This window comes from Paenibacillus sp. Marseille-Q7038, assembly GCF_965111595.1.
Genome location: NZ_CBCOOM010000002.1, coordinates 1,114,928 through 1,135,369 on the forward strand (window position 1 = coordinate 1,114,928; position 20,442 = coordinate 1,135,369).

At 44.6% G+C, this 20,442-nt stretch carries 16 protein-coding genes, 13 tRNA genes and 2 rRNA genes; 27 read left to right on the plus strand and 4 right to left on the minus strand.

The window, feature by feature from the left end; translation table 11 throughout:
• The first annotated feature begins 96 nt into the window (after nucleotides 1–96).
• The 22 genes from ACWPWY_RS22385 to ACWPWY_RS22490 all read left to right on the plus strand — a co-directional run bounded on the left by ACWPWY_RS22385 (nucleotide 97) and on the right by ACWPWY_RS22490 (nucleotide 11,315).
• Nucleotides 97–1,651: ribosomal RNA gene (locus tag ACWPWY_RS22385) — 16S ribosomal RNA — on the plus strand.
• A 374-nt stretch (nucleotides 1,652–2,025) separates the two neighbouring features.
• Nucleotides 2,026–4,949 (plus strand): 23S ribosomal RNA (locus ACWPWY_RS22390).
• Together the 16S and 23S rRNA genes with 13 tRNA genes alongside form the textbook arrangement of a ribosomal RNA operon.
• 89 nt (nucleotides 4,950–5,038) lie before the next feature.
• Nucleotides 5,039–5,112, plus strand: a tRNA-Met gene (locus tag ACWPWY_RS22395).
• Between the two features lie 11 nt (nucleotides 5,113–5,123).
• Nucleotides 5,124–5,200 (plus strand) — tRNA-Asp (locus tag ACWPWY_RS22400).
• A 16-nt stretch (nucleotides 5,201–5,216) separates the two neighbouring features.
• Nucleotides 5,217–5,292 (plus strand) — tRNA-Phe (locus ACWPWY_RS22405).
• A gap of 11 nt (nucleotides 5,293–5,303) precedes the next feature.
• A tRNA-Thr gene (locus ACWPWY_RS22410) sits at nucleotides 5,304–5,379 on the plus strand.
• Nucleotides 5,380–5,388: 9 nt separating this feature from the next.
• Nucleotides 5,389–5,474: transfer RNA gene (locus ACWPWY_RS22415), tRNA-Tyr, on the plus strand.
• 6 nt (nucleotides 5,475–5,480) lie between these two features.
• Nucleotides 5,481–5,554: transfer RNA gene (locus ACWPWY_RS22420), tRNA-Trp, on the plus strand.
• 36 nt (nucleotides 5,555–5,590) lie between these two features.
• Nucleotides 5,591–5,666, plus strand: a tRNA-His gene (locus ACWPWY_RS22425).
• An 18-nt stretch (nucleotides 5,667–5,684) separates the two neighbouring features.
• Nucleotides 5,685–5,759 (plus strand) — tRNA-Gln (locus ACWPWY_RS22430).
• Nucleotides 5,760–5,766: 7 nt separating this feature from the next.
• Nucleotides 5,767–5,841, plus strand: a tRNA-Gly gene (locus ACWPWY_RS22435).
• A gap of 8 nt (nucleotides 5,842–5,849) precedes the next feature.
• Nucleotides 5,850–5,923 (plus strand) — tRNA-Cys (locus tag ACWPWY_RS22440).
• Nucleotides 5,924–5,936: 13 nt separating this feature from the next.
• Nucleotides 5,937–6,022, plus strand: a tRNA-Leu gene (locus tag ACWPWY_RS22445).
• Nucleotides 6,023–6,032: 10 nt separating this feature from the next.
• Nucleotides 6,033–6,107: transfer RNA gene (locus ACWPWY_RS22450), tRNA-Arg, on the plus strand.
• 13 nt (nucleotides 6,108–6,120) lie between these two features.
• A tRNA-Leu gene (locus ACWPWY_RS22455) sits at nucleotides 6,121–6,200 on the plus strand.
• Nucleotides 6,201–6,547: 347 nt separating this feature from the next.
• Nucleotides 6,548–6,862, plus strand: coding sequence for a LiaF transmembrane domain-containing protein (locus tag ACWPWY_RS22460; protein ID WP_454193716.1), 315 nt, complete (start codon nucleotides 6,548–6,550; stop codon nucleotides 6,860–6,862).
• Nucleotides 6,863–6,896: 34 nt separating this feature from the next.
• Nucleotides 6,897–7,568: a PspA/IM30 family protein gene (locus ACWPWY_RS22465; protein ID WP_454193717.1), complete on the plus strand. Its 672-nt coding sequence runs from the start codon at nucleotides 6,897–6,899 to the stop codon at nucleotides 7,566–7,568.
• A gap of 6 nt (nucleotides 7,569–7,574) precedes the next feature.
• On the plus strand, nucleotides 7,575–8,021 hold the full coding sequence (locus tag ACWPWY_RS22470; RefSeq protein WP_454193718.1) for a PspC domain-containing protein: 447 nt from the start codon (nucleotides 7,575–7,577) through the stop codon (nucleotides 8,019–8,021).
• A gap of 1 nt (nucleotide 8,022) precedes the next feature.
• Nucleotides 8,023–8,721 carry a PspA/IM30 family protein gene (locus ACWPWY_RS22475; protein ID WP_454193719.1) on the plus strand — a complete coding sequence of 233 codons (699 nt, stop codon included), beginning with the start codon at nucleotides 8,023–8,025 and terminating at the stop codon, nucleotides 8,719–8,721.
• A 204-nt stretch (nucleotides 8,722–8,925) separates the two neighbouring features.
• The gene (gene liaF / locus ACWPWY_RS22480; RefSeq protein ID WP_454193720.1) at nucleotides 8,926–9,573 is read left to right on the plus strand and encodes a cell wall-active antibiotics response protein LiaF; all 648 of its coding nucleotides are present in this window, start codon (nucleotides 8,926–8,928) and stop codon (nucleotides 9,571–9,573) included.
• Nucleotides 9,574–9,600: 27 nt separating this feature from the next.
• Complete coding sequence (locus ACWPWY_RS22485; RefSeq protein ID WP_454193721.1) at nucleotides 9,601–10,671, plus strand: sensor histidine kinase; 1,071 nt, start codon at nucleotides 9,601–9,603, stop codon at nucleotides 10,669–10,671.
• Nucleotides 10,671–11,315 (plus strand): response regulator, encoded by a 645-nt coding sequence (locus tag ACWPWY_RS22490; RefSeq protein ID WP_454193920.1) that lies wholly within the window; start codon nucleotides 10,671–10,673, stop codon nucleotides 11,313–11,315. The genes ACWPWY_RS22485 and ACWPWY_RS22490 overlap by 1 nt, the downstream gene beginning before the upstream one ends.
• A 103-nt stretch (nucleotides 11,316–11,418) precedes the next feature.
• On the opposite strand, the gene ACWPWY_RS22495 is transcribed toward ACWPWY_RS22490, so the two are convergent.
• Nucleotides 11,419–11,823 (minus strand): hypothetical protein, encoded by a 405-nt coding sequence (locus tag ACWPWY_RS22495; protein WP_454193722.1) that lies wholly within the window; start codon nucleotides 11,821–11,823, stop codon nucleotides 11,419–11,421.
• A 309-nt stretch (nucleotides 11,824–12,132) separates the two neighbouring features.
• On the opposite strand from ACWPWY_RS22495, the gene zwf reads away from it, so the two are divergent.
• Complete coding sequence (gene zwf, locus ACWPWY_RS22500; RefSeq protein WP_454193723.1) at nucleotides 12,133–13,689, plus strand: glucose-6-phosphate dehydrogenase; 1,557 nt, start codon at nucleotides 12,133–12,135, stop codon at nucleotides 13,687–13,689.
• A 75-nt stretch (nucleotides 13,690–13,764) separates the two neighbouring features.
• Here zwf and ACWPWY_RS22505 read toward each other — a convergent pair whose 3' ends face one another.
• Nucleotides 13,765–14,637 carry an SDR family oxidoreductase gene (locus tag ACWPWY_RS22505; RefSeq protein WP_454193724.1) on the minus strand — a complete coding sequence of 291 codons (873 nt, stop codon included), beginning with the start codon at nucleotides 14,635–14,637 and terminating at the stop codon, nucleotides 13,765–13,767.
• A gap of 360 nt (nucleotides 14,638–14,997) precedes the next feature.
• Here ACWPWY_RS22505 and ACWPWY_RS22510 point away from each other — a divergent pair, with 360 nt between their 5' ends.
• Nucleotides 14,998–16,581 carry a peptide chain release factor 3 gene (locus ACWPWY_RS22510; protein ID WP_454193725.1) on the plus strand — a complete coding sequence of 528 codons (1,584 nt, stop codon included), beginning with the start codon at nucleotides 14,998–15,000 and terminating at the stop codon, nucleotides 16,579–16,581.
• Nucleotides 16,582–16,697: 116 nt separating this feature from the next.
• On the opposite strand, the gene ACWPWY_RS22515 is transcribed toward ACWPWY_RS22510, so the two are convergent.
• The gene (locus ACWPWY_RS22515) at nucleotides 16,698–16,931 is read right to left on the minus strand and encodes a small acid-soluble spore protein SspI (protein ID WP_454193726.1); all 234 of its coding nucleotides are present in this window, start codon (nucleotides 16,929–16,931) and stop codon (nucleotides 16,698–16,700) included.
• Between the two features lie 121 nt (nucleotides 16,932–17,052).
• Between ACWPWY_RS22515 and ACWPWY_RS22520 the strand changes: the two genes are divergently transcribed.
• The 3 genes from ACWPWY_RS22520 (at nucleotide 17,053) to ACWPWY_RS22530 (ending at nucleotide 19,823) form a co-directional block, all read left to right on the plus strand.
• Complete coding sequence (locus tag ACWPWY_RS22520) at nucleotides 17,053–17,724, plus strand: potassium channel family protein (RefSeq protein WP_454193921.1); 672 nt, start codon at nucleotides 17,053–17,055, stop codon at nucleotides 17,722–17,724.
• Between the two features lie 43 nt (nucleotides 17,725–17,767).
• A complete protein-coding gene (locus tag ACWPWY_RS22525; protein ID WP_454193727.1) occupies nucleotides 17,768–18,559 on the plus strand; it encodes a TrmH family RNA methyltransferase in 792 nt (263 codons plus the stop codon).
• 379 nt (nucleotides 18,560–18,938) lie between these two features.
• Complete coding sequence (locus ACWPWY_RS22530) at nucleotides 18,939–19,823, plus strand: DUF1002 domain-containing protein (RefSeq protein ID WP_454193728.1); 885 nt, start codon at nucleotides 18,939–18,941, stop codon at nucleotides 19,821–19,823.
• 198 nt (nucleotides 19,824–20,021) lie between these two features.
• Here the strand turns inward: ACWPWY_RS22530 and ACWPWY_RS22535 are convergent, their stop codons facing one another.
• The gene (locus ACWPWY_RS22535; RefSeq protein ID WP_454193922.1) at nucleotides 20,022–20,333 is read right to left on the minus strand and encodes a winged helix-turn-helix transcriptional regulator; all 312 of its coding nucleotides are present in this window, start codon (nucleotides 20,331–20,333) and stop codon (nucleotides 20,022–20,024) included.
• Between the last annotated feature and the right edge of the window lie 109 nt (nucleotides 20,334–20,442).

Here is a 20,442-nt window from a genome sequence, read left to right on the forward strand (position 1 = left end):
TACAAATTCAATTTGTTGGTCATAACAAATTGAATAGAGAACTTTTAAGTTCTCGTCAGCATTTTCTAAATGAGCATATCGCTCTTTTCAATAACTTTATTGGAGAGTTTGATCCTGGCTCAGGACGAACGCTGGCGGCGTGCCTAATACATGCAAGTCGAGCGGAGTTAATGAGAAGCTTGCTTCTCTGAGACTTAGCGGCGGACGGGTGAGTAACACGTAGGCAACCTGCCCATAAGACTGGGATAACTACCGGAAACGGTAGCTAATACCGGATAGGTTCTTCTCTCGCATGAGAGAAGAAAGAAAGACGGAGCAATCTGTCACTTATGGATGGGCCTGCGGCGCATTAGCTAGTTGGTGGGGTAAAGGCCTACCAAGGCGACGATGCGTAGCCGACCTGAGAGGGTGATCGGCCACACTGGGACTGAGACACGGCCCAGACTCCTACGGGAGGCGACAGTAGGGAATCTTCCGCAATGGACGAAAGTCTGACGGAGCAACGCCGCGTGAGTGATGAAGGTTTTCGGATCGTAAAGCTCTGTTGCCAGGGAAGAACGTCCTTGAGAGTAACTGCTCAAGGAGTGACGGTACCTGAGAAGAAAGCCCCGGCTAACTACGTGCCAGCGGCCGCGGTAATACGTAGGGGGCAAGCGTTGTCCGGAATTATTGGGCGTAAAGCGCGCGCAGCAGCGGTTATTTAAGTTGGGTGTTTAATCCCGGGGCTCAACCTCGGGTCGCACCCAAAACTGGGTAACTTGAGTACGAAGAGGAAAGTGGAATTCCACGTGTAGCGGTGAAATGCGTAGAGATGTGGAGGAACACCAGTGGCGAAGGCGACTTTCTGGGCTGTAACTGACGCTGAGGCGCGAAAGCGTGGGGAGCAAACAGGATTAGATACCCTGGTAGTCCACGCCGTAAACGATGAATGCTAGGTGTTAGGGGTTTCGATACCCTTGGTGCCGAAGTTAACACATTAAGCATTCCGCCTGGGGAGTACGGTCGCAAGACTGAAACTCAAAGGAATTGACGGGGACCCGCACAAGCAGTGGAGTATGTGGTTTAATTCGAAGCAACGCGAAGAACCTTACCAGGTCTTGACATCCCTCTGACCGGTCTAGAGATAGACCTTTCCTTCGGGACAGAGGAGACAGGTGGTGCATGGTTGTCGTCAGCTCGTGTCGTGAGATGTTGGGTTAAGTCCCGCAACGAGCGCAACCCTTGATCTTAGTTGCCAGCAGGTAAAGCTGGGCACTCTAAGGTGACTGCCGGTACAAACCGGAGGAAGGTGGGGATGACGTCAAATCATCATGCCCCTTATGACCTGGGCTACACACGTACTACAATGGCCGGTACAACGGGCGAAAGAAAGCCGCGAGGTGGAGCAAATCCTTAAAAGCCGGTCTCAGTTCGGATTGCAGGCCGCAACTCGCCTGCATGAAGTCGGAATTGCTAGTAATCGCGGATCAGCATGCCGCGGTGAATACGTTCCCGGGTCTTGTACACACCGCCCGTCACACCACGAGAGTTTACAACACCCGAAGCCGGTGGGGTAACCGCAAGGAGCCAGCCGTCGAAGGTGGGGTAGATGATTGGGGTGAAGTCGTAACAAGGTAGCCGTATCGGAAGGTGCGGCTGGATCACCTCCTTTCTATGGAGAATTGTTTCCTGCAATGGAAACATTCAAATATACGTACGACGAAAGTCGACGGACTACTTTGCGAAAGCAAAGTAAACACTCACTCGTTGTTCAGTTTTGAGAGTTTAATCTCTCAAAATCAAGTCATGTAATTTTATCTACACAGTTTGTGTTAGACCAAAATTCCATGATCGCTGTTTCAGTGAAACAGCTTTGCTCATTGAAAACTAGATAACGAAACAATTTTGCGATTTTAGAAATATCCTTTAAGCTGAACTTGTGTTAAACAAGTGAAGATTAATAGATTGCTGAGTGAGGTTTTTGGATGAAGAACGACTTTTGGCGCATGCCAACTGGAGAGATTCAGCAAAAATACCGAACAATATGGTTAAGCTATTAAGAGCACACGGAGGATGCCTAGGCGCTAGGAGCCGATGAAGGACGTGGCGAACAACGATACTGCCTCGGGGAGCTGTACGCAAGCTTTGATCCGGGGATGTCCGAATGGGGAAACCCAGCTATCGTAATGGATAGTTATCTCTACCTGAATACATAGGGTAGTTGAAGGCAGACCAGGGGAACTGAAACATCTAAGTACCCTGAGGAAGAGAAAACAATAGTGATTCCGTCAGTAGCGGCGAGCGAACGCGGATTAGCCCAAACCAATCAGCTTGCTGGTTGGGGTTGTGGGACGTCTCACATGGAGTTACAAAGGAACCGATTAGTTGAAGAGGTCTGGAAAGGCCCGCCAGAGAAGGTAAAAGCCCTGTAGTCAAAAGTCTGTTCCCTCCGAGACGGATCCCGAGTAGTGCGAGGCACGTGAAACCTCGTATGAATCCGGCAGGACCATCTGCCAAGGCTAAATACTCCCTAGCGACCGATAGTGAAGCAGTACCGTGAGGGAAAGGTGAAAAGCACCCCGGAAGGGGAGTGAAATAGAACCTGAAACCGTGTGCTTACAAAAAGTCAGAGCCCGTTTTATGGGTGATGGCGTGCCTTTTGTAGAATGAACCGGCGAGTTACGTTCCCGTGCAAGGTTAAGGTGAAAAGCCGTAGCCGCGCCGAAAGCGAGTCTGAATAGGGCGACATAGTACGTGGACGTAGACCCGAAACCGTGTGATCTACCCCTGTCCAGGGTGAAGGTGCGGTAACACGCACTGGAGGCCCGAACCCACGCACGTTGAAAAGTGCGGGGATGAGGTGGGGGTAGCGGAGAAATTCCAATCGAACTCGGAGATAGCTGGTTCTCCCCGAAATAGCTTTAGGGCTAGCCTCGGAACAAGTAAGTCGTGGAGGTAGAGCACTGATTGGGTGCGGGGCCCGCAAGGGTTACCAAGCTCAGTCAAACTCCGAATGCCATAGACTTGTATTCCGGGAGTCAGACAGTGAGTGCTAAGATCCATTGTCAAGAGGGAAACAGCCCAGACCATCAGCTAAGGTCCCCAAGTGTGTGTTAAGTGGGAAAGGATGTGGAGTTGCACAGACAACCAGGATGTTGGCTTAGAAGCGACCACCATTTAAAGAGTGCGTAATAGCTCACTGGTCGAGTGACTCTGCGCCGAAAATGTAACGGGGCTAAACACACCACCGAAGCTATGGCTTGATACTATGTATCAGGGGTAGGGGAGCGTTGTATGCCGGGTTGAAGGTAGACCGGAAGGACTGGGGACTGCATACAAGTGAGAATGCCGGTATGAGTAACGAAAAGATCAGTGAGAATCTGATCCGCCGAAAACCTAAGGGTTCCTGAGGAAGGCTCGTCCGCTCAGGGTAAGTCGGGACCTAAGGCGAGGCCGAAAGGCGTAGTCGAAGGACAACAGGTCGAAATTCCTGTACCACCGTAAATCGTTACGAGCGATGGGGGGACGCAGTAGGGTAGTGACGCAGACTGATGGATGTCTGTCCAAGCAGTGAGGCTGATGTGTAGGCAAATCCGCACATCATTAAGGCTGGGCTGTGATGGGGAGTGAAAATTACAGTAGCGAAGGTCATGATCTCAGACTGCCAAGAAAAGCCTCTAGCCAGATGAAGGTGCCCGTACCGTAAACCGACACAGGTAGGTGAGAAGAGAATTCTAAGGCGCGCGGAAGAACTCTCGTTAAGGAACTCGGCAAAATGACCCCGTAACTTCGGGAGAAGGGGTACCCCGGTAGTGTGAATAGCAGGGGGTCGCAGTGAAAAGGCCCAAGCGACTGTTTAGCAAAAACACAGGTCTGTGCGAAGCCGCAAGGCGAAGTATACGGGCTGACGCCTGCCCGGTGCTGGAAGGTTAAGGGGAGTGGTTAGGGAGTAATCCGAAGCTATGAACCGAAGCCCCAGTAAACGGCGGCCGTAACTATAACGGTCCTAAGGTAGCGAAATTCCTTGTCAGGTAAATTCTGACCCGCACGAATGGCGTAACGACTTGGGCGCTGTCTCAACGAGAGATCCGGTGAAATTTTAATACCTGTGAAGATGCAGGTTACCCGCGACAAGACGGAAAGACCCCATGGAGCTTTACTGCGGCTTGATATTGGATTTGGGTACGATCTGTACAGGATAGGTGGGAGCCTAAGAAGCATGAGCGCCAGCTTGTGTGGAGGCAACGTTGGGATACCACCCTGATCGTATCTAGGTTCTAACTTGGTACCGTGATCCGGTGCGAGGACAGTGTCAGGGGGGCAGTTTGACTGGCGGTCGCCTCCTAAAGAGTAACGGAGGCGCCCAAAGGTTCCCTCAGAATGGTTGGAAATCATTCGCAGAGTGTAAAGGCACAAGGGAGCTTGACTGCGAGACCTACAAGTCGAGCAGGGACGAAAGTCGGGCTTAGTGATCCGGTGGTACCGCATGGAAGGGCCATCGCTCAACGGATAAAAGCTACCCTGGGGATAACAGGCTTATCTCCCCCAAGAGTCCACATCGACGGGGAGGTTTGGCACCTCGATGTCGGCTCATCGCATCCTGGGGCTGAAGTAGGTCCCAAGGGTTGGGCTGTTCGCCCATTAAAGCGGTACGCGAGCTGGGTTCAGAACGTCGTGAGACAGTTCGGTCCCTATCTGTCGTGGGCGTAGGAAATTTGAGAGGAGCTGTCCTTAGTACGAGAGGACCGGGATGGACATACCGCTGGTGTACCAGTTGTTCCGCCAGGAGCATCGCTGGGTAGCTATGTATGGAAGGGATAAGCGCTGAAAGCATCTAAGCGCGAAGCCCACCTCAAGATGAGATTTCCCAATTAGTAAGACCCCTTGAAGACGACGAGGTAGATAGGCTGGGGGTGGAAGTGCGGAATGCATGGAGCTGACCAGTACTAATCGGTCGAGGGCTTATCCTAAAAATAAATCGCAAAGATTGTTTCGTATCTAGTTTTCAGGGAGCAGAGGGTCGGGGGTTCGATCCCCTCAATCTCCACCATATAAATATCGCGGGGTGGAGCGACTCGGTAGCTCGTCGGGCTCATAACCCGAAGGTCGCAGGTTCAAATCCTGCCCCCGCAATTGTAATACCTGGAACTGTGGTGTAGAGGCCTAACATGCCTGCCTGTCACGCAGGAGATCGCGGGTTCGAATCCCGTCAGTTCCGCCATTTTTATTCTGAATAAGGCTCGGTAGCTCAGTCGGTAGAGCAGAGGACTGAAAATCCTCGTGTCGGCGGTTCGATTCCGTCCCGAGCCACCATTCAAAAATTAGCCGATGTAGCTCAACTGGTAGAGCAACTGACTTGTAATCAGTAGGTTGGGGGTTCAAGTCCTCTCGTCGGCACCAGTTTCATATGGAGGATTAGCGAAGTGGCCAAACGCATCAGACTGTAAATCTGCTCCCGTACGGGTTCGGTGGTTCGAATCCATCATCCTCCACCAGTTTTTAGGGGCATAGTTTAAAGGTAGAACAACGGTCTCCAAAACCGTTGGTGTGGGTTCAATTCCTGCTGCCCCTGCCAATTTTACAAATTTAGTATCATGATAAAGAATACATGGCGGTCGTGGCGAAGGGGTTAACGCACCGGTCTGTGGCTCCGGCATTCGTGGGTTCAAGTCCCATCGATCGCCCCATTTTTTCTTTATCACTGCTGGGGATTAGCCAAGCGGTAAGGCAACGGACTTTGACTCCGTCATGCATAGGTTCAAATCCTATATCCCCAGCCATTTATTTGCGGACGTGGCTCAGCGGTAGAGCATCGCCTTGCCAAGGCGAGGGTCGCGGGTTCGATTCCCGTCGTCCGCTCCAATATATACGGCGCCATAGCCAAGTGGTAAGGCACAGCTCTGCAAAAGCTTTATCCCCAGTTCGAATCTGGGTGGCGCCTCCATTTTTATTTATAAGCGGGAGTGGCGGAATCGGCAGACGCACAGGACTTAAAATCCTGCGGTAGGTGACTATCGTACCAGTTCAAGTCTGGTCTTCCGCATATCTAGTCTGTGCCCTTAGCTCAGCTGGATAGAGTATTTGATTGCGAATCAAAAAGCTTCGGAGTTCAAATCTTTTAGGGCACATATAATAGAATAAGCCGGTGTGGCGGAATTGGCAGACGCGCGCGACTCAAAATCGTGAGGGAAACCGTGGGGGTTCGAGTCCCTTCACCGGCATAGATCAATAAGGGTTATATTACTGAATTCAGTAATATAACCCTTATTTTATTTTCATATCATAAGTTAATGTTAATGTATCGTATGAGTTTGTGGTTTGAATGGAAATCGGAGTAACTGATTAGAGCTTGAAATAATCTATAGGTATTTATGAGGCTAAATGAGTTCGTTGATATCTGAGGTTCCCAGTCAAGTTATAATCATGGATAACTTAAAGGTCCGGGATGATCCCCGACCTGAGTCTAGGATAAAGAACCGTCCGGGGTCCGTTTTATAAATTGCGAAAATTACCTAAAATAAAGACATAAGAAACACGTAGTATACAAAAGAGGCGGTGATAACAAATTATGAGGTACACGAAAGAGAAAAACTTGGCCATCATTCTGATCGCCATCGGAGCATTAATATTACTCGGTAAGTTTATTCCTTTTCTCGGTTTTATCTCTGGAACGATTATGAGCTACCTAATACCGGTGATTATGATTGCGATCGGATATTACGGTATAAAAAGAGGGAATGCGCTTTTTGGTTACATCATACTGATTATCGGCGTACTTTACTTGCTCAGTAAACTTGCATGGCTTATCGGACCGCTTCTTGCCATCGGACTTATCATCTTCGGTATATCGATGTTAAGAGGTAGAGGATTAAAAAGGTATTAAGGAAGACGAATAGAGAAAAGGGAGGTAAACAAGAATGAGTGTGTTTCGCCGAATGCGGGATATAACCGCAGCTACAATTAATGAACATTTAGAGCAAAGTCAAGATCCTGTGAAAATGATCGACCAATTTCTCATGGATACAAGAAATGAGATCGGTGAGGTAGAAAAACTGCATGCACAATATTCACGTCACACAAGACAATTGAAGCAGCAGGTAGATGAAGCCAAAGCTATGATCATTAAACGAGAAGAGCAAGCACTTCTTGCGCTAAAAGCAGAGGAAGATCATCTTGCTAAACTGGCTCTACAAGAAAAAATGCTATATGAAGAAAAATACAACCAATATATCGGACTTTATGAACAGAGCAGAGATGCATTAACGGAGCTAGAAGAACAACTCGATCACTTAAAGACCGAATACCAAACGGTCTATAGCAAACGTCAGTACTATTATGCACGAATGCAGACGATACAGCTCCAGCAACGAATGAACGAACGAGCGGGCAAAATGGGAGGTACTCAAATTCCAGGTATGTTCGGAAGACTTGAGGATCGGGTCTCGGATATGGAATATGAAGCAAGAAGCCTTCGTGAGCTTCGTCGGGGCGAGCAAGAACGCAATTCATTACAGCATTCCGTATCTGACTTACTTGAAAGAGAGCTTGCAAAGCTTAAGAAGAAGTTGGATTCCGGAGGAAAGGAGTAACCATACATGAGTAAGCTATATCGCTCTAGACGTGATAAAAAAGTAACAGGATTGCTTGGCGGTTTATCTCAAACACTAGGTATGGATTCAACTCTTCTACGAGTGATTTTTATCTTAGTCACTTTCTTTACAGGTGTACCAATCTTCCTGTACTTTCTTGCTGCACTAGTTGTACCGAAAGAACCTTTTCCACCTTATGATCCATATGCTCCAGGGCCTGGAATGGGTGGGTTCCCTGGCGGAGGATTCTCTAACCCTCAAGGATATGACTCACAAGGCTTTGGAACTCCTAGAGACAATCGTTATAACAGTAATCGTTTTGATAGAGGATTTGGGGCTCCGAAAGAAGATCATTTGGACTCCATGATGGAAGATATCGAGAAAAAAGCATTGAAAAAAGAAAACGAAGAACTTCGTAAAAAACTATCAAAGTATGAGAAGGGAGAATTATAAAATGGGAGTATTTAAAAGAATTAAAGATATGACAAAAGCGTCGGTAAATGAGGTACTTGATAAAGTAGAGGATCCAATCGTTATGCTCAATCAGTACATTCGGGATATGGAAGCAGAGATTCGTGAAGCGGAGGTTACAGTTGCAAAACAAATGGCTAACGAGCGCCGTATGAAACAACGTTTGGAAGAAGCAGAGCGTCTTGGTGGACAACGTGAAGCACAGGCAGAATCTGCACTGATCAATGGTCAAGAAGAAGTAGCACGTAAGCTTCTAGAAGAAAAAATTTATTACGATCAAAAAGTATCTGAATATCAGAATCTGCATGCTGAATCCGAGACTCAAGCGAAAGAACTTGTACAACAACTGCATGATATGAAAGATGAGTTCTACAAAATGCGCAACAAACGTAACGAGCTTGTATCTCGTGCCCAAATGGCAAAAGCAAGAAAACAAATGTCCCAAATTAACAGTGTTCATTCCATTGAGAGCGGCAATGCATCACTAGGGTTCCACCGTATGGAAGAAAAAATCATGCAACTGGAAGCAGAAGCAGATGTAATGCGTGTACCTTACAGCTCCAGCTCCTATGCTCCTAATTCTGTAGATCAAGAAAAACAATTTCAAGTTAATGAGCAGCTGGAAGCATTGAAAAGTAAACTAAATGGAAAAGCTTCCACTTCTGAAGCACCAAAAGAATAAACTACCCAATGTATCATAGGATATGATATCCTAAGTATCGTGGAAAAGCCATACGGAGTTCATCCTTCGTATGGCCTTTTTACTGAAAAAACATGAATTGCAGTGGGATATCATTCTTAGTTTTATGCAATTAAATTGAGATATACATAACATGGATGAAATGAGAGGCAACTCTTGTTATCCATAAAAAAGGGGGTGTGACGAATGAGTAGAGGAAAGTCACTATTTGCTATTCTGGCAATAGGGATTGGCTTAATGATGTTGCTAGGGAGATTTTTGAGTTTCTTTACTATCGTTGCACTGCTCTTATTGATCTTTGGATATTACAAACATAAATCAGGGGACACCAAAAAAGGTCGTACTTTGATGTGGGCAGGAACAGCAATTATAATTCTAGATAATCTCATTCTCGTGGTAGGAATAATGTTGATTTCACTCGGTGTGTTTTATTGGAAGGGTCGTAAAGTACAGCCGCGAGAGGGATATATAATTAATCAGAACTTTATGTCTAATTATGCATGGGATCAAGCACCTTGGATTCTTCGAAACACCAGTATATGGCATGTTATAGGAGAAGTAGATGCTGATCTATCTCTTGCACTCCCTGAAGAAAAAGAAACGGTCATTTATTTGCAGGGTGTGATGGGTGATATTGACTTGTCCATCCCTGAAGATTACGGTGTAGAAATTGAAGCATTTGTGCTATTCGGAAGACAAAAGTTTGGAGATGACCAGAAAAGCGGTGGAATGAACAGGTTGGTTTATCAATCTCCTGGATATGCCGGAAGTGAATACAAAGTTAAATTTGTGATCTCCTATTTAATTGGAGACCTTGATGTAAAACTAACGTAATACTATCTATAGGAGAGGAGGTTCCGGATGCATTCCGAAAAGACAAAAAACATGGTGACTCGCGGCATGGGACAGGGCATTCTGTTTTCTGTATTGCTGGGAGCTGTCATCCTTTATATTCTTTCTTCTTATGGCTATTTAACGCCTTGGTCGACATGGGATCGATGGATTCCGTTCGGAGCAACTCTCGTATTATTGTTAGTTGGGGTGGGTGCTTGCTACGGATTCCTTCAAGCTTATCGAACAAAAGTGAAATTAGAGAGGCTTCGGGAGACATTATTGCAGTGGGAAAAGGGAAGTGTGATGCGAGCTGTTCCTGAGCTAGGAAGTGATGAGATCGGAAGACTAGGGGAACAACTTTCTCGTATCAGCAAAAAGTGGGAAGAGCAAGTAAGTTCTTTACAGCGTCTGTCGACCAATAATGCACAGCTTGCAGAGAAGGCTCGGATCTCCGCTATCGTGGAGGAAAGACAGCGACTTGCTCGAGAACTGCATGATGCGGTATCTCAGCAGCTTTTTGCTATTTCGATGACGGCTACAGCAGTCGGAAGAACACTTGACAAAGATTTTAATCGTGCGAAGAGACAAGTGGCGCTCATCGAGGAAATGTCAGCTGTCGCACAATCTGAGATGAGAGCACTTTTGCTTCATCTGCGGCCTGTATATTTAGAAGGGAAACATCTTGAACAGGGTCTTAGAGAATTAGTAAGAGAACTCCAAGTGAAAGTCCCTATGGAAATATTGTTTGAGATGGATGAGAATATTCACTTGGTAAAAGGAGTGGAAAATCATCTCTTCCGGATTATTCAGGAAGCGATGTCGAACACCCTTAGACATGCAAAAGCAGAAAAGATGGAAATTCGGATTCTGCGAAAAGATCAGGCAGTAAAAGTCGTCATTCGAGATGATGGAGAAGGTTTTGAGTTAGATGATAAAAAACAGGCCTCCTATGGTCTTTCTAATATGCAGGAACGTGTTAACGAAATTGGAGGGTCTATTCTCTGGATTACAGCACCAGGTAAAGGAACGAGAATAGAAATTACGGTTCCTGTAATGGATAAAGAAAGTGAGGTAACGCCAGGATGGAAGATGAATTGATGGTGAGAAATATCAAGGTCCTTTTGGTCGATGATCACGAGATGGTACGGATCGGTCTAGCTGCGGTACTGGATACCGAAGAAGGGATTGAAGTGATCGGAGAAGCAGGTAGCGGAGAAGAAGGTCTCCGGCTTGCGAAAGAGTATAATCCAGATGTAGTACTAATGGATCTCGTGATGGACGGAATGGACGGAATCGAAACTACTAGAGAACTGCTTAAACTACAGCCAGATTGCAAAGTTATTGTACTTACCAGTTATCTAGACGATGAAAAGATGTATCCCGTTATTGAAGCTGGAGCATTTAGTTACTTACTCAAAACGTCACGTGCTACAGAAATTGCAGATGCCATTCGGGCAGCGGATCGCGGACAGTCTGTACTGGAATCACAAGTTGCATCAAAAATGATGAATCGCTTTAGACAACCTCCAGCGCAAATGAAAGCTCATGAAGATTTAACGGATCGTGAAATGGATGTCTTACGATTGCTCGCTCAGGGTAAATCCAATCAAGACATTGCAGATACGCTAATCATTGGGATCAAAACAGTGAAATTTCATGTGACCAACATTTTAGCAAAACTCGATGTAGATGATCGTACGCAAGCTGCCATCTATGCTTATAAAAACGGACTAGCCGAATGAACATACACATATGTAAGGTACGATTCTTATCTTCGTAAGGAAGAAAAGGAATTCGTACCTTTTTAATATTGAAAAGAATGTAGTAAAGAGTAGTTAAACCAGATTAGATGAGGAATAATAAAGCCAAAGCAGTTAAACCTAAAGCCCAGCCCCATCCAGCTCCCCATCCGCCTCCGTAGCCATAACCGCCATAACCACCGTAAGGATAAAAGCCTTTGATCTTCGCGTTTGGTGTCCGTTTCTTTTTCTTTTTTGTTGTTTCTGTTTTTGGATTGGTCTCAAGAATGCTGGACTTGTATGCTCGGCATGGCCGATATTGTTGATTACGACGTTCATCTGCGACGAAGACATGAGTATTATTGCAAGCTTTAAGTCTACCGAAAATACGCCGGCCGTCTTTTGTTACCGCACAAACCATCTTTCCACAATGGCGGCTTAGTACCTCTGGAGTTAAAGGATTGACAGGATACATCTCGTACACCTCTTCATTAAATAAGATAGTAGTCAAGATATTTATATTCTTACAGAGTTAAATAGGTTTGGACGATGGACCAAACAAGTGAAAATAACTCTACTTGGAAGGATTAAGTCCGCCATTCAAGGTGAATATTAAAACAAAGGCATCAAAGTGAAGGTTTGATGAATGTTTATTGAAAGTAAAAGATTAGCAGAGAAAGTTCGTAGCTTTCAAAGGAATACTTATGCTAAAATGTCTTCAACATAAATGACTTTTGCTTCTGTGGAAAAGGCGATAGTTAACTGGAGACACATTTTAATATACTAAAAAATCTATGATATATAGGGGAAAGAAGGGGCCATGAATACGAATCAACCATTGGAATCACTCAAGACTTCGGGTGCCGTGTTTTTTATTTTCGGTGCAACAGGAGATCTTGCTCGGCGCAAGCTATTCCCAGCTATTTATAGTCTGTACCGCGAAGGGAAATTAGCACAAGATTTTGCAGTTGTCGGTTTGGCACGTCGCCCGCGTACACGTGAAGAATTCCGACTTGATGTACATACATCCATTCAAGAATTCTGTCGTTATTCCTGTGATACGATTGAAAGTGAAGAATGGATAACATTTGCAGAGCACTTCGAGTATCAATCTCTTGATATTAATAATGTCGAAGGTTTTCGTGAACTGCGTGTTCTGACGGAGGGACTAGAAACGAAGTTTGATATTCCGGGTAACCGTATGTTCTACCTGGCTTTGGCTCCTGAATTATTCGGCAGTGTGTCTTATAATTTAAAAGAGGGCGGACTTCTAGAGAGTGCTGGTTGGCATAGACTTGTTATCGAGAAGCCTTTTGGATATGATCTGGCTTCGGCTGAGAAATTGAATGAGCAAATTCGGGAAGTATTCCGCGAGGAAGAGATTTACCGGATAGATCATTATCTGGGTAAAGAAATGGTGCAAAATATTGAGGTCATTCGCTTTGGTAATGCGTTCTTTGAACCTTTATGGAATAACAAACATATTGCAAATATTCAAATCACCCTTGGTGAAACGGTCGGAGTAGAAGAGCGCGGAGGATATTATGACGCCGCAGGTGCACTTCGAGACATGGGACAAAATCACATGTTACAAATGCTCACTATGATCGCTATGGAACCACCTAGCCGTTTGCTTCCAGAAGATATTCGTGATGAGAAGGTGAAAGTTCTTCGGTCACTTCGCCCTTATGCAACAAGCGATGATGTGAAGAATAACGTGGTACGCGGCCAATATACAGCAGGTGAAGTGAGAGGCACTGAACTTCCTGGATATCGTCAGGAGGAGAAGGTGGATCCTAACTCCAATACAGAGACTTATTTTGCAGCCCGTGTATTTGTAGATAATTTCCGCTGGGCGGGTGTACCTTTCTATATTCGTACGGGAAAACGTCTTCCCGTGAAAACCACAGAGATTGTAGTCGAGTTTAAATCGATGCCAAACAATGTCTATTTAGGTCAAAAACATAAACTCGAACCTAACTTGCTCGTTATTCGTGTAAATCCAATGGAAGGAATCTACATTAAGATTAATGCGAAAAAACCAGGGACGGACTCACAAATTGAGCCGTTGGCTATGGATTTCTGCCAAAGCTGTATGATTGGAATCAACTCACCAGAAGCTTACGAACGACTTATTCATGATGCAACGAAAGGGGATTCTACTTACTTTACTCGTTGGGATGAAGTGGCGACAGCCTGGTCATTCGTGGATCGGATTGCTGCTGCATGGGCAGAGAATCCGGGTGATATTGAGACCTATCCTGCGGGAAGCTGGGGACCGAAAGCAACAGAAGATCTGCTCGCTAAAGATGGTTACTTCTGGTGGCCGGTTAATGGTCAGGATGAAGATAGCGTCGTGTGGATTAAAAATAATTAAGGTGTAATTACAATGTGGAAAAAGCAGGTCACTCTCTATGGAGAATGCCTGCTTTTTCTCATTCATGTATAAAGCTTAGGAAGACATCGTCATACCTCCGTTTACATGGATACACTGACCGGTCATGTATGAACCTTCATCAGAAGCAAGCAGGACATAGGCTCCTACGTGTTCAGCTGGTTGTCCCGGACGGCCCATAGGTACATCTTGTCCAAAACTTTCTACCATGTCTTCGCTCATAGTAGAAGGAATTAATGGAGTCCAGATTGGACCTGGAGCTACCATGTTTACTCGAATGTTTTTCTTCGCTAGACTTTGGGCCATACTGCGGGTAAACCCAACGATGGCTCCTTTGGTTGAAGTATAGTCAATAAATACTTGGTTCCCAACGTAAGGATTAACGGAAGTCGTGCTAATAATAGAGCTTCCTTCCTTTAGATGTGGTACCGCATATTTAGTCATATAGAAAACGGAATAGATATTTGTTTTAAATGTTTTATCCCATTGTTCGCTCGTAATGTTTTCAATTCCTTCCACTACGAACTGAATAGCAGCATTATTAACAAGGATATCAAGTTTGCCGAATTCTTGAACTGTTCTATCTACGATTTCTTTACATGTATTCTCGTCTGACACATCACCAGGAAGAAGTAGTGCTTTGACACCTTCTGCCTCAATATAATTTTTCGTTTCTTCTGCATCACCTTGCTCTTGATCAGAAAGATAGTTAATGGCTACATGAGCACCTTCTTTTGCATAGGCAATGGCAACAGCACGACCGATTCCGCTGTCTCCACCTGTAATAAGAGCCACTTTACCTTTTAGTTTTTCACTGCCTTTGTAATCAAGAGGCTGAATGGGACGAGGATCCATTTGGGATTCTACGCCAGGTTGACTAGCTTGTGTTTGTTTTGGAGTTCCATTTTTTTGTTGTTCGTAAATATTCATAAGTTGTCATCCTCCATTTAGCTAATAGGTTGTATCGTAGAATTACCCGTCTCATTTGTTCTAAAACAGAATATTTTCAAGAAATTAATATAGATACGGATGGGATTACAGGTAAAAATAATAAACAAATGTGGTACAATAGGAAAGTTAACTTGGTCGAATTCATCGTACTTAGGAAAGTGAAATTCACTCTTGTAACGAAAGGAAGGTGGCACCCTTGTGAGTAACCACTTAAAACTTTTATTATGGTATAGAGGCTTGCAGAGGGACTGCCTTTACATTTCACAAGAAGAGCCTATATGAAATAGAAAATATATAGATACTTATATTAATTTACTGAAGGGTAAGAGGGATAACAAAATGAGTAAATCACAAGAACAGGCTATACAGAAAGAAGTCGACAAACGTCGTACGTTTGCGATTATTTCTCACCCGGATGCCGGGAAAACGACATTAACGGAAAAGCTTCTTTTATTCGGGGGCGCGATTCGTCTTGCAGGAACAGTAAAAGCGCGTAAGGCTAGTAAGCACGCGACGAGTGACTGGATGGAAATTGAAAAGCAACGGGGGATTTCTGTAACGTCTTCTGTTATGCAGTTTGATTATAATGGGCACCGTATTAACATTCTCGATACTCCTGGTCACCAAGATTTCAGTGAAGACACGTACCGTACGCTTACTGCAGCCGATAGTGCAGTCATGCTGATTGACGTGGCTAAAGGGGTCGAGGCTCAGACGATTAAATTGTTCCAGGTCTGCGCGAAACGTGGAATCCCCATCTTTACGTTCATCAACAAATTGGACCGTGAAGGACAAAGCCCGTTTGATTTGATGGAGGAGCTGGAGAACGTACTCGGAATTCGTTCGGTACCAATGAACTGGCCAATCGGAATGGGACGAGAACTGTGCGGAGTATACGACCGGATGAAAAATCAGGTTGAATTATTCCAAGGAGATGACCACTCAAACATCCAAGTACAAAAAGTAGACAGTTATGAAGACCCGATAATTCGTGAGATGGCGGGTGAGTTTTTACATGAGCAGTTGAAACAGGATTTAGAGCTGCTGGATGTTGCTGGAGATCAATTTGATTATGAGAAAGTACTAAAAGGGGAATTAACTCCGGTGTTCTTTGGTAGTGCGGTAAACAACTTTGGTGTTCAAACCTTCCTAGAGAACTTCTTGGAACTTGCACCTAAACCTGAACCGCGCCGCAGTACGAAAGGTATGGTAGAGCCGACGAATGAGAAGTTCAGCGGATACGTATTTAAAATTCAGGCAAATATGAATCCTGCTCACCGTGACCGTGTTGCATTCCTTCGGATTGTATCTGGAAAATTCGAACGCGGAATGAGCGTACGCCATGTACGAGCAGGCAAAGAGATTAAACTATCCCAGCCGCAGCAATTCCTTGCTCAGGATCGGGATATCATTCAAGAAGCTTATCCTGGAGATATTATTGGTTTGTTTGATCCCGGTATTTTCCGAATTGGAGATTCTTTGAGCCAAGGCGGCGATATTGTGTTTGATGAATTGCCAACGTTCTCTCCTGAGATTTTCTCCAAAGTAACAGTTAAAAATGCCTTGAAACATAAACAGTATCAAAAAGGGATTGACCAGTTAACCGAAGAGGGAACCATTCAGGTATTCCGTACAGCAAGTTTCGATGAAACCATTCTTGGTGTAGTCGGACAATTGCAATTCGAAGTATTTGAACATCGGATGAAAGCAGAGTATGGGGTAGATGTACAATTACAGCGTATGCCGTATCAGTTTGCCCGTTGGATTATTGATGAAAAAATTGATCCAAGTAAATTCCGGATTAACTCTGTACTTGTTAAGGATAAGAAGGATAATTATGTCGTCTTATTCGAAAATGAATACGCGATGAGAACAGCGATCGATAAAAACCCGACTGCTCAATTCCTTGAGATGGCACCTTAAGCCAGCTGATTAGCTAGAAGAGCAAGATATCGACGATTTATAATAAAAAATCCTCCGTCCCATTAAGTATGGGCCGGGGGATTTCTTTTTTGCAGTAAAAGAAACAGATGTGGATCCTAGGTTAATGGTACGGGTTGAACGGTCTTTAAATGTGCTTGCGCAACTTTAACGAGTTCATCCTGTTTCTCCGCGGAGAGCTGTTTCCAGATCATTTCAAAAATAGAGCCAAGACCCGGTAATGCTGCTTCGGGACCGTCGACGGAACCTTCGATCATTTCCTTAAGCTCTTGATCTGTTTTACCGTGCACCTTATGAACAATAGCTTGACGCAAATCCATTACGATTGGCATTCGCTTGTCCCTCCAAATTCAGTCTTTTCCTGCATTTATACTGTTCCCCGCACCTCTCGCTTACATTCAAGTTTTTCAGACATTGTGGTATACTACGTAGGATGATAGCACCGCAGGAGGTATCCATATTATGGCTAAGAAGCAATATGCCGTCATCGGTATGGGCCGATTCGGATCCAGTGTCGCAAGCGTTCTTAGCGATATGGGTTTTGACGTGCTCGCCATTGATCGGGATGAGCAAAGAACACAAGAAATATCGAATGTAGTAACCCATGCGGTTTCTGCGGATTCTACAGATGAAGAGGCACTCAGGGCGCTTGGAATACGTAATTTTGACGTAGTGGTTGTCTCCATCGGGGAAGATATTCAGGCCAGCATTTTGACGACGCTGATCCTAAAGGATATGGGAATAACTACACTAGTTGTAAAAGCGAAGACAGAATTACATGGTAAGGTGCTCGAAAAAATCGGTGCAGATAAAGTGGTTTATCCAGAAAGAGATATGGGTATGCGGGTTGCTCACCATCTGGCATCTCCTAATATCCTAGATTACATTGAACTATCGGATGATTATAGCATTCTTGAAATGAAAGCTTCTTCAAATATTGTAGGTCAGAATTTAAAACAGCTTGATGTTCGTGCACGCTTTGGGTGCAACGTGATTGCGATTCGGCGGGGGACACAAATGAACATATCCCCGTATGCAGAAGACAGCATACTTCAAGATGATGTTCTTATCATTGTAGGTCATAAAGATGACCTCAGTAAGATGGAGCTGTCTTATTCGAAATAAGGAATAAATGAACTGGTGAAAGACATAAAGAAGGGAACTAAAAATGGAAATTGCTTCTGTTAACAATCCTCGTGTTAAGGATTGGGCTCAGCTTCTCGAGAAGAAGCACCGAACGAGACAAGGGAAATACATCATTGAAGGCATACATCTCGTCCAGGAGGCGCTTCAGCATCGTGCTGAGATTGAATGTATTGCTTATGATATGGATAAAGGCATTCCGAGTGAACTTAGCAGGTATGCGAGTGCAGCGGGTGTAGAATGGATTGGGGTTTCGGCTGCCGTTATTGCTAAATGTACAGATACGGTAACGCCGCAAGCGGTGTTTGCTGTTATTCGGAAAGATGATAAGCAAGCGGATGGACTACTCCGTAAACCGGATAGTCTCGTTATTGTGCTGGATCGGCTCCAGGACCCTGGAAATGTGGGAACGATTATCCGAAGTGCAGACGCTGCGGGGGCAGATGGTGTTATTTTGGGACGCGGAAGCGCGGATGTGTATAATCCTAAGACCATCAGGTCAACGATGGGATCGTTTTTTCACCTTCCGGTTGTAGAAGCAGATCTTAGTGTGATTTTGCCCGAGGCAAAAGAAGCAGGTATTACCCTCGTAAGCACTTCACTTGGTGCGGATCACTCCTGTTATTCTTATGATTTTAAAGGTTCACGCTGGATCGTGATTGGTAACGAGGGAAGTGGTGTATCTGAAGAGGTAGGAAGCCTTGTTGATGATGCTGTTATTATCCCAAGCAAGGGACAGGCAGAGTCACTGAATGCGGCGATGGCTGCAACGGTACTTCTATTTGAAGCAATGCGTCAGCGTCATTTTAACCAATAAAAGCTTTGGTTTATAATATCGACTATCCTTGAGCAGCTCATGCTCTGGATAGTTTTTTTTGTTATGTCCAAAATCATGAGGCACAAGCGAGCTCAGTTACCGTAAGTCCAAATGGAGCAGATGTGATCTTCTGCAGGAAAAGATCGGAAAAGTTAAGCATCCATTATCGAATATCCAATCTAGTCTATATTTATTTGGAACTTTTATGATCAAGGATGCGTCTTTTATTACAAGCAGGAAGCATCTTAAGGCAGAGCTAAGGACAACCATGGTATACTATGGAGGCTGAGCTATATGCCGATAAATAGAGAAAAAGAGCTCTGCTTTATTTTAGCTATAAAGAAAAATCAGATGATTTACGTTAAAAAGGAGAGTCATAATGAACATTCTACGTAAATGGACAGCTCTTGTGCTGTCGGCGCTTTTAATTGTGGCTGTATACCATCCAATCGCAGCTTATGCCGACGCGGCCGAGGGTGATGTCATTATCATTCTAGGGGAAAACTTAACGAATGATCAAAAAGTAAAAGTATTGGCTGATTTGGAAGCACCAAATGGCGCTACAGAACTAACCGTTACTAACGAAGAGGAACATAAATATCTGGGAAGTTATTTATCTAAAGCACAGATCGGCACCAGAGCACTTAGTTCTGCCAAGATTGTGATTGGTAAGGCAGGCAGTGGACTATCCGTAACTACGAATCATATCAACTGGGTAACAAGTGATATGTACCTGAATGCGATGATTACAGCTGGAGTTAAAGATGCACACGTGGTGATTACTGCTCCATTTGACGTATCCGGAACCGCGGCTCTTACGGGAATCATAAAAGCTTATGAAACAACGACAGATACTAAAATACCGGAACAACAAAAACAAGTAGCGAATGAGGAAATCGTCAAAACGGCAAAACTCTCTGATTCGATTGGAGCCGAAGAAACAACGACTCTGATGACGAATATTAAAGAGCAACTGGCAGAGAAACAGCCTCAGACAAGAGAAGCGATGCAATCATTAGTAGAAGATACAGCTAATAACCTAAATATCGCGATACCAGAGGCTCAATTGAATGGACTCGTAGACCTCTTCATGAACATGAAGGATGCCAATATTAACTGGAATGCGGTGGGGGAACAGTTAGATCAAGCGAAACAGCAGTTTACTGATTTTATTGAATCGGAAACAGGACAAGGAATCATTGCCAGCATTAAAAATTTCTTCGTGGGACTCATTGATGCAATAAAGAGTTGGTTCTCATCTTAATTGTAAAATGTGGGAGCACTATGCCGAAGTACGTAAAAATGATCTAATCTCATTTTACGTTGCTTCGGTTTTTTTATGGGGATTTCGCTGAAATCATCGCAATAAACGACAAAAAACCTTCCAAATTTCTCATTTGCATGGGATTCGGAGGTTCTTGTATGGATGTGTGTTCTGTTGTTTTGAATATTTTTTATGCGTTTATAACCATTCTTTAGCCCAACGACCAACCGCATTAAGCGCCCGGGCAAGTTCGGTTCCCTTTCGAGTTAAGGAGTATTCCGTACGTACTGGCCGATCTGCAATCACATTCCGAAGAATGATTCCTTCTTCTTCTAGTTCTTTCATTCGTTCTACGAGTACTCGTTTGCTTAAATCGGGAATCAGGGCATGTATTTCACTGAATCGCTTTGGCTCTTCCATTAAGGTGTGAATGATGGATGCAACCCACTTTCGTCCAATGATCTGGTATGACTGGGTCACTTTTTCACACATTTTCAAGTAATTTGACATGGATTCTTGGTCCATTGTAAAAGCCCCCTTCACGTTGGAATGTTTACTATAAGTAACTGTGATTTTCAATGGACTATATCACACTTTTTTTGAACGATTTATTAGTATA